The following is an 8,230-nucleotide window of genomic DNA, read 5'->3' as shown; positions in this document are numbered from 1 at the left end:
CATCGCCACTGGCAATACCTTTTAGATCCAACTGCTGTAGTGCTGGCAAGGCAGCTCCGAGGGTCTCGGATGCCTCATTCAAGCCCACCGACGCCAATAAATCTGGCGCTGCGGTCATTAAGCTTGAAACATCACCGCTGGCAATACCTTTTAGATCCAACTGCTTTAATGCAGGTAAGGCAGCACTCAACGCCGTTGATACTTGCTCAAAGCCAGCTGATTTAAGTAGCTCAGGCGCGATGTCAACGACCTGACTTAAATCACCCTCAATTACCCCAGCAAGATCTAATTGTGAAAGTGCGGGAATATGCTGTGCTAAAGTTTGCGAAGCGGCAGAGAGATCAACGGCTTTAAGCAATTCAGGGGCAACCTCTTGAAGACTGCTCAAATCCCCGGCCATGACCGCAGAAATATCGACCTGTTGAAGCGCTGGTAGCGCATTTTCGAGAGTCTGCGCTGCACTCGACATATCTAGTGCATTAAGCACTTCTGGGGCTGCATCTACTAAGCTTGATAAGTCACTGCTAAAGATTTCTTTAACATTGAGTGCCTCAACTACTGGAAGTGCACCTTCTAGCGTTTTTGCTGCATCAGATAAATCAAATGCATTCAATATTTTCGGTGCTGCACTGACTAAACTTGTCAGATCGCCTTCCAACACATCTTTCACATTCACTGACGAAATTGCGGGAAGCGTTTGTTCAACAATGGTACTCGCCTCATGCATACCCAATGAATCGAGCACTTTTGGCGCACTTTGAACAAACGTGTTTAAGTCTTGGCTAAATGCCGCATCGTTGCTGCTCTGTGATAAGCTGTTTGTTGCACTATCAAGGTACTCATTTAACTGTGTCACCCCAAGTGCATCAACCAATACAGGCGCGGCTTGTTGAATACTTTCTAGCTGCAAAGCCAGTGTGCTCTGCGCTTCTGAACTCGATACCTGAGCTGTGGCAGTTGCCAAAGACTCACTTAAAGCATTGAGTGGCAGGTTATTAAATAATTTAGGGATAGCGACTTGTAACTCTGCTAAGTCGCTACTCGCTGCGGTTTGCAACTGTTGAAAATCCAAAGCGGAAACTTGCTGAGCCAACGCTTTGATAGCGCCACTTAGGCCAGTACCGTCACCAATTTTAGCATCTACTTGTGCTTTTAAAGTTTCTGACTCTTGCTCAGTTTGCGCCGCAGCTAGCACCTGCGCGCTCTGTGTCACGGCATGATTAGACTTCGCCTGTGCAGTTGAAAATTGCGTCAAATGCGTTGAAATTACTTGGCTGGTATTGCCAAGCAATTGGTTCACATTCACATTCGCCAATTGCGAAATTACAGCCTGTAATGCGTTAGTATCTAAAGGCTTTTGCGCTTTGACTAAATTAGCCAGCATACTGCCTAATTGAACATTCGGATCAACCTGATCCTGCTTAGGAAGGCGGTACTTTACTTTGTTCTTTGAACGGTCTTTAACAGACGATTCGTGATGTTTCATAATAATACCTAGGAAGAGAAATAAGCGGGAATTTATTGATTGCGCACCACCACAGGTGGCAGCACGCCAAGGTTGATAGCTCAAGACCCTAAAACTGCGCTTAAGTCCTTGAGCTATCAAACTTGCGCTGGTGAAAAAAGGCGGGTTACCCCGCCTCTGTTGCTTCTTTATAATCAACCGCTGCCTCGAACCACTCGATGAGTTCATCCTCGGTCAGCGCATTGAGTTCTTGCAAGCCCCACCCTGTGTACTTAGCCAGGGCAATCACCATTGCTTTTAGACGCTTGGGCGGGATACGAGAAAAGCCTGGAGCGCCTCACGCAACTTCACGAAGTCGCTCCAGTCTAGTTCTTCGATGATATCGGGAGACACTTCACACAGGTGTGAGAAGTAACGGATCTCGCTTTCTGATTCGCTGATATCCGCTTTATCAACCATTAACCGATCGCGCACTTTAGGTCGTCTCATATTTAGTTCTGCATACTCATGCCCATCGACCGTAACAGGGAAAGTCAGTTTAATGATTTCAGTCATAGATTAAGCTCCGATTGTCTTGCGTAGGTTCGCCATATGGTCAACACCCGCGATTTCGCGGATATCGTTGTATAGGTCGATGTTGTAGATAACTTCGTTGTTAATTTCTAGCTTGTACTTTTGAACAGCGTATTGCAGCGTCATTTTCGCTTCTTCGCCGTCTTTCCAGCTACCCATGTCAACTTCTTTGAAGAAGCCATGAAGAGTAACAACGACTGGCTCTGGTGCAGCGCCTTGCTTTTGGATAGCGCCACGAGCAGTTAGATTGATCGTTCTGCCTGTACCACCCCAGTCACCAAGAAGCTTCAGTACATCAGCGTTGTACTCAAGTAACGTGATTGAACCTTCTAGCTTTTCAAGTTGGCCAACATCTAGCTCGATTGGCGCTTGGAAGCCTGAAGTTACTTCACGTGTTTTAACCGTCACTTTTGGTAGTGAGATTTCGTCTGCAACGCCAAGGTAACCCTTACCATCTACAAACAGCTTTGATTTTTTTAGGATTTTTGGAGACATTGCCATTATACGATTTCCTCTAGGTAGTTGTTAGTTAGAATGCTCTTGAACGTGATGTGCTCAGCTGGTGTTGGTGGTGTGAAGTCAAAGCTGAAGTACACTTTACCCGCTTGAATGTTTTCAGGCGTATTTAGGTCTTCATCAGCCCAAATTTGACCACCTAAAATGGCACCTTGTGCTTTCAAGCTGTCTAGATAAGCTTGAACACTTTCAGTTACATCTTTGATGTAAGTTGAAGTGATATTGCGGTCAACAGCCCACATATGCGCACGAAGTAGCGAGTCATTGATCATGTCCGCTGTACGTACCACAGATAGGAAAGCCCATTTAGGATCCGTAGAGCATGTACGGTTACCCCATAGCTTGAAGCCATTTTGACGAATGATTGTTGACACTTCTTTTTCGTTTAGTAAGTTAGCTCGTGCGTTTTTATCACCAAGCTGGAAGTCAACTGGACGAGCTGTACCTACAATGCCATTCATCGCAGTGTTACTTGGGCTCCACCAGAAACCACGGTCGTTATCTGACTTAGCAATCATACCCGCAACGCGCGCAGATGCTGGTTCGTTAACGAGTACACCCTCTTTGAATACTTTTACGTGCGGGTCAACAACGAAAATACGACGTGATGAGCAGTCACCACGGTAAGTGATAGCGTCTGCATCGTTCGTATTTGGACCATCTGCAATGATAACTGCACGTAAACGCTCAGCAATACCTACTAGTTCTGCAACAACAGGGTTTGCAGCACCAGAAGGACGTTGATGAGTATAGCCTGGAGCCACTAGGATACGCGGCGTAACACCTAATACAGACTCTGCGCCCAAGAATGCATATGCACCTTCGTAGCCACCGTCAGCAGCAACGCCACCTTGGATGTTAGTCATAACTGCATTTTCATCAGCACCATCAACACGAACAACAACGACTACTGCGCCCGCTTGGTCAAAAATACCGTCAATTGCAGCAGGTAGTGTACCCTCTGTTCCCAACAACGCAGCTTCAGCGCGTTTACCAGCAATTAAAACCGGTGTGTTAAGTGGAAATTTATCAGCATCTGCTGCCGGAGCAGTACCAATCAGACCGATTACTGAGCTTTTTACTGTTTTAATAGGGCGCGTGCCAGATTGCGCCTCGATGACTTCTACACCGTGTAGAAATTGCGACATAGATATCTCCTTTAAAGGTATGTCAATTAGCTAATAAAAAAGCCATGAAACGCATCCTGATTTTACAAGTGCGTTAACATGGCTTAAGTTGAATTTATGTCTGCTTTATCAGAGCAGAGATAAGGATTTGAGAAGAGTTGAACAAAAAGTCAACTGTGATGCTTTAGAGCTTGATCCCTTCTATGGTGACAGGCTCATTATTTATGAGGTAAAGACCCTCAATCGTAATATCTAATTTGCCCTCGCCAGCTGGGTGTACAGACACCCCCTCCAAGCGAAAACGTGGTTCCCATTTATCTAATGCATTTGCAATAGACATGGTAATATCGCCCACTAAATTGTGAGAAAATGGACTATCTAATAGTTCAAATAGGCCACAACCATAGTCACGTCGCATGACACGACTGCCCAGAGGTGTCGTGACAATATCGCGAATGCTTTGTTTCAGGTGCTCAACGCCACCCAAAGGTTTGCCTGTTTCGGCATTCATGCCAATCATTATTTATCCTCCGACGGTAAAACTCCCTACCCCAATAGCGATTTTAGCGCCACAATTGGTAGGGTCTCCAAGTCTTGCAACTGCTTTGCCCCCAATGGTAAATGAGGATGCACCCGCTGCAACAACCATCCCTGAATGCTTCACCTTAGGGTCAGGTATATAGACATGTTCACTCACACTGTCACCCACCCGTAATACTGGCACACCACCCACGGTAAACTTAGGTCCAGAAGCGGAAATAGTGCCTGGTGCAAACCCTGCGTGAACATCTGTAATCGCGCCATCGACTGAAATTGCAGGCATAATTTATCCTCCTTGCGCGGCAATGGTCGCACCATCTAATTTTAAAGTGCCCGTTGCTTTCACTGCCATTCCAGCTTTTGATTCAACAAGCGCTTCTGCTTCAGAGGTTACCGTAATCCCGCCTTGCTCAGTCGTGATTGCCATTGCGCCTTTTTTAGCAACAATGTTGGTGCCATCATCCGTTGAAGTAATATTCACTGACTTTCCCTGCAGATTGAGTGCTTCAAGTGCTGTAATAGACACATTTTTTTCACCCAATACCTGTGTTTCACCCAAAACTTTCACGTCAGCATTGTTACCCACATGAATCGATGCATTGTTTTGGCATTCGATGTTTATGTCTCCACCTGAGTAAATATTGATTTTGGCGGGAGCTTCATCTTCCCCAGAAGGTACAAAAATATCATAGGCATGATTTTCTCGGTCATACTGAACTATGGCACCGTCTTGATAACGAGTACGCTGTACATGCTCTCTAGATTCAGGGGCCACAGCTTGCAACGCCTGAACTAAACTTCCGCCCGCACTTGTCGCATCGGTTACACGTGTCATCTTATGATGGGGTTGTTGATGCGAATTGGCATATAAGCTACCCAAAACAACGCCTTGTGCAGTATCACCACATGGCGAGAGCACTATGACTTGTTCGCCCACTTCGGGAGCCTGCCACGTCATGTCCTGCGCTGCTTGACTAGTAAGCCATGGCAGTTTCGCGGTCAGCCACTCCCCTATTCGCACTGTCACCCTAGCTAATTCGTAATCCACTTCCTCCACTGTACCCACGGAGATAAGCTTGGCAAAGCGATGCTGTAAATCTGAGGCGGCCAGTTCTGACTGCTGTCGATTAACTAACATATTTCCTCCTAAGCAGGTGTGGTCGTCTTGCTGATTAGCGTGTATTCGCCCCCTTTCGGGCCTAGATATACTTCTTTGACTTCTGGTCCGGCCGGTCATCAGGGTATTCCACTTGATAATAAAATGCCCACTCAAGCGAAGCTTTCGCTAGCGTCGTGCTGACTTGATGACTGAATGTAAAGTCACTTTTCTCAGCAATAAAGTGCTGCCAATAGGTGGGCATTTCGTCCACCATCACAAGTGCCTCACACTGGCTTATCAACTGGTCAAGTCTTTGCAACAGCTGTGCGTTATCGGCATCTTCCAACTCAATTTCTAGCTGCAATTGCAACACTCTTCTATCGAGCGAATTTGGACTGAGGTTTTTGTTATACGACGGTCCATACGTCACGCCTTTGTCGGCGCCTTTGGCCTGCAGTTCACTGGCTTGACGTTCGCCTAGCAGCTTGACTGTCAGTTGGGCTTGCTGCGTCAGATCTGGGTAGGGTTGTGTGGCTTTTAACAGCCCCACTTGTGCCACCCCTTGAAGTCCAGATGATAAGCATTCAAGCACCTTATTAATTAAGGTACATCTTTGCATGAGGTTAATTACTCTTTAAAGTTAAAACTTGTGATGGTTGTGACTCGTGGGAAGCAAGTGAGTCGAGAAGGACGAAATGCCCAAAAACGTTAAGCTGGAAATGGATAACGTGCTTTAATATTTGCGACGCAAGTTAACCAAGCCTGCTTATTTTCTTCTGTTTGATCATACTGCCACTCCATATACAGAGGATCAGATTCAACTGCATAGGCAATACGTCGAGCTTCCAACGCCTCGTCACGGGAGTAGATAAAAGTTAATTCACCAAGTGGAATATCAATTTCATTGTGCTCAAGAAAATGGGCAATTTGCGCAGCACTCCAAATCTCTCCTATGGAAGCTATGAGCGCATCATTGTGTTTTATTTGCATAGTATTTATTCCTTATCACATCACCTGACTATGGCGTCAATTCAGCTCGCAATTGCGAAATAGCAGAGGACACATCAGAAGGCTTAGCAAATTCTGGGTAAACGCCCCAACCCGCTTTGTCAAAATCAACATAGCCGCTGACTGTGCCAAATAAACAAATTAACGCTTCGCCCTCTTCGAGCATCGACGCGGATAGCGCAAGCTTATTGTGCGGCCCGTAAAATGACTTGGTTGGACTATCAGCTTTTTGATGATAACCAAGTAATTGCCATCCATTACTATAGTCTTTCACGGCTTGCATTGATCCCTCAACACTGCCTGACAGCAATTTGAAATAACAGCCTGATGATAGCGCACCTTGCTGGAAGCCTGTCCAATAGTTGTTATCTATTCGCGCCGGATGGGCGGCATTATCTCGTTTCCACTTTAAACGTAAGATATGAAATGGCGTGTTGACATAGCTGTTGTAAACATTAGTGCGAAAGTCTTGTGCAACCCCCCTACCAGTATGATCAGTATCATTAGCAGCCGCGGCGTAAATAGTCGCTTCTTTGATTACCTCAAATCGCTCAAGTCCAATAGTCGTAAAGCCTTTAATCGCCGTGCCATTGTCATTGGGTTCCATTTTTTGATTTTTACTTAATAAGATATGGGAAAGCTCAGCGCGGGCACCACCCATATAATTATCGAATTTAGTTTCTGCAGACTGAATAGCTGCGTTAAGTACACCTAAATGTGCGTTAACCGTTTCACTCATCGCATTTGCTCGCGCCGCGACATGGGTGAGTCTTTCAGTTATGCTCATATTATCTTCAGACATGATAGTTCCTGCCGTTTATTGGCTTTACAAAATAGTAAAGCCACATCATGATTCGTGTTTACTCAGCTAAAATTGGCCAAGTCACCTCTTGGGGGCTTGCAAATTTCTCAGGTAAATCACGTAGAGCTTGGCGGTAAGTTGCCAATTCCGTAGGTACAGCTTGTGAAGCTTCTAAGGCTAATAGTACCTTTAAGTCCGATGCTGCCAGCAAATTATCACGCTGCGATCTCACCGTCACCCAAGATATGTCTTCACCATGAGGCTCAGTTACCATATTATTTTCCATAGGTTATTGCTCCCAAGTTGGTGCTGTTTGAGAAATTCTGTCAGCGCAAGGGCGACCATTCACTGAGCTGTATTCACATTTGGCTAAGAAAGCACGTGTCGAACCACAATGAGGACGCGTGTCTACTTTTAATGTCACTCGAGCACGACCATTGTTATAGCCTTTGTTGATTTGCCTAAAGAACACTGTTAGGGTTTTTCCCACATCTGCAGAAGTGATGGGGATTTCACGTGGCTCTTCACCGGGTTCAGAGATGTACAAACTAATTGCACCACTGTTCATCACCTTCTTCACTTCAATATGTGCAGATACACAATCTTGTTGTGATGTTCCATTAATGACAATATGATCACCATAAGAGGCCATACCTCTGTGTGACATGACAAAGTCACAGTTAAAAGTATCACCATCATAGCCAAAGGACTCTCCGACATTTTGTGCGTCGAATTCAATTAAATTGATGTAGTATGGAGGTTGTGGGTTAGCACATGTAGGGAAGCTAGAATCAGGACCATCAGATGCGGCCGTATATCCACCTGCACTTAAAGTTGATTTAAAAGCAAACCGCTTAATCAAGCCTTCTTGGAAAACATCTAAACCATTGATTGTTTCAACAATGCCATTTTTAAGATTGGTAAAATGCGTATTTAAGTCACTTTTTGCTTGAGTGACTTTAGTATCTACTTCTGCGGTTTTAGCATTTAGTGTCGAGTTAATATTGTCAATTTGACCTTGAACTGTGTTGCAAAGCGCATTTGAGCGTGTAACTACAGCAGTTAATTGTTCCGTAATTGTTGTATGTTCGTTTGACATG

The 8,230-nt window shown here is 45.2% G+C and carries 12 protein-coding genes; all 12 read right to left on the bottom strand.

Going from position 1 to position 8,230, the window contains the following annotated elements; all coding sequences use genetic code 11:
- The coding region (locus tag A7985_RS22630; RefSeq protein WP_141685422.1) for a hypothetical protein at positions 1–1,486 on the bottom strand (1,486 nt) is incomplete at its 3' end.
- 276 nt (positions 1,487–1,762) lie between these two features.
- Entirely contained in the window at positions 1,763–2,020 is a 258-nt protein-coding gene (locus A7985_RS22625; RefSeq protein WP_063359625.1) for a phage tail assembly protein, read from the bottom strand.
- Positions 2,021–2,023: 3 nt separating this feature from the next.
- Complete coding sequence (locus A7985_RS22620; RefSeq protein ID WP_081225466.1) at positions 2,024–2,539, bottom strand: phage major tail tube protein; 516 nt, start codon at positions 2,537–2,539, stop codon at positions 2,024–2,026.
- Positions 2,539–3,702: a phage tail sheath subtilisin-like domain-containing protein gene (locus A7985_RS22615; RefSeq protein WP_065792684.1), complete on the bottom strand. Its 1,164-nt coding sequence runs from the start codon at positions 3,700–3,702 to the stop codon at positions 2,539–2,541. Before A7985_RS22615 ends, A7985_RS22620 begins: the two co-directional genes overlap by 1 nt.
- Positions 3,703–3,865: 163 nt before the next feature.
- The gene (locus A7985_RS22610) at positions 3,866–4,201 is read right to left on the bottom strand and encodes a GPW/gp25 family protein (protein WP_063371546.1); all 336 of its coding nucleotides are present in this window, start codon (positions 4,199–4,201) and stop codon (positions 3,866–3,868) included.
- Between the two features lie 3 nt (positions 4,202–4,204).
- Entirely contained in the window at positions 4,205–4,504 is a 300-nt protein-coding gene (locus tag A7985_RS22605; RefSeq protein ID WP_063371545.1) for a PAAR domain-containing protein, read from the bottom strand.
- 3 nt (positions 4,505–4,507) lie between these two features.
- The gene (locus tag A7985_RS22600; protein WP_065792683.1) at positions 4,508–5,359 is read right to left on the bottom strand and encodes a phage baseplate assembly protein V; all 852 of its coding nucleotides are present in this window, start codon (positions 5,357–5,359) and stop codon (positions 4,508–4,510) included.
- A 61-nt stretch (positions 5,360–5,420) separates the two neighbouring features.
- Entirely contained in the window at positions 5,421–5,939 is a 519-nt protein-coding gene (locus tag A7985_RS22595; RefSeq protein ID WP_256096835.1) for a hypothetical protein, read from the bottom strand.
- Positions 5,940–6,028: 89 nt separating this feature from the next.
- Positions 6,029–6,310 (bottom strand): hypothetical protein, encoded by a 282-nt coding sequence (locus A7985_RS22590; RefSeq protein WP_065792682.1) that lies wholly within the window; start codon positions 6,308–6,310, stop codon positions 6,029–6,031.
- Between the two features lie 28 nt (positions 6,311–6,338).
- The gene (locus A7985_RS22585; RefSeq protein WP_256096834.1) at positions 6,339–7,130 is read right to left on the bottom strand and encodes a hypothetical protein; all 792 of its coding nucleotides are present in this window, start codon (positions 7,128–7,130) and stop codon (positions 6,339–6,341) included.
- A 58-nt stretch (positions 7,131–7,188) separates the two neighbouring features.
- Complete coding sequence (locus A7985_RS22580; protein WP_081310683.1) at positions 7,189–7,416, bottom strand: phage tail assembly chaperone; 228 nt, start codon at positions 7,414–7,416, stop codon at positions 7,189–7,191.
- Positions 7,417–7,419: 3 nt separating this feature from the next.
- Positions 7,420–8,229: a hypothetical protein gene (locus A7985_RS22575; protein ID WP_065792680.1), complete on the bottom strand. Its 810-nt coding sequence runs from the start codon at positions 8,227–8,229 to the stop codon at positions 7,420–7,422.
- Position 8,230: the final 1 nt, after the last annotated feature.

The organism is Pseudoalteromonas luteoviolacea, assembly GCF_001696455.1.
Classification (GTDB): Bacteria; Pseudomonadota; Gammaproteobacteria; order Enterobacterales; family Alteromonadaceae; genus Pseudoalteromonas; species Pseudoalteromonas luteoviolacea_C.
Note: the sequence above shows the minus strand (reverse complement) of the source record. Positions and strands in the feature narration are given on the sequence as shown.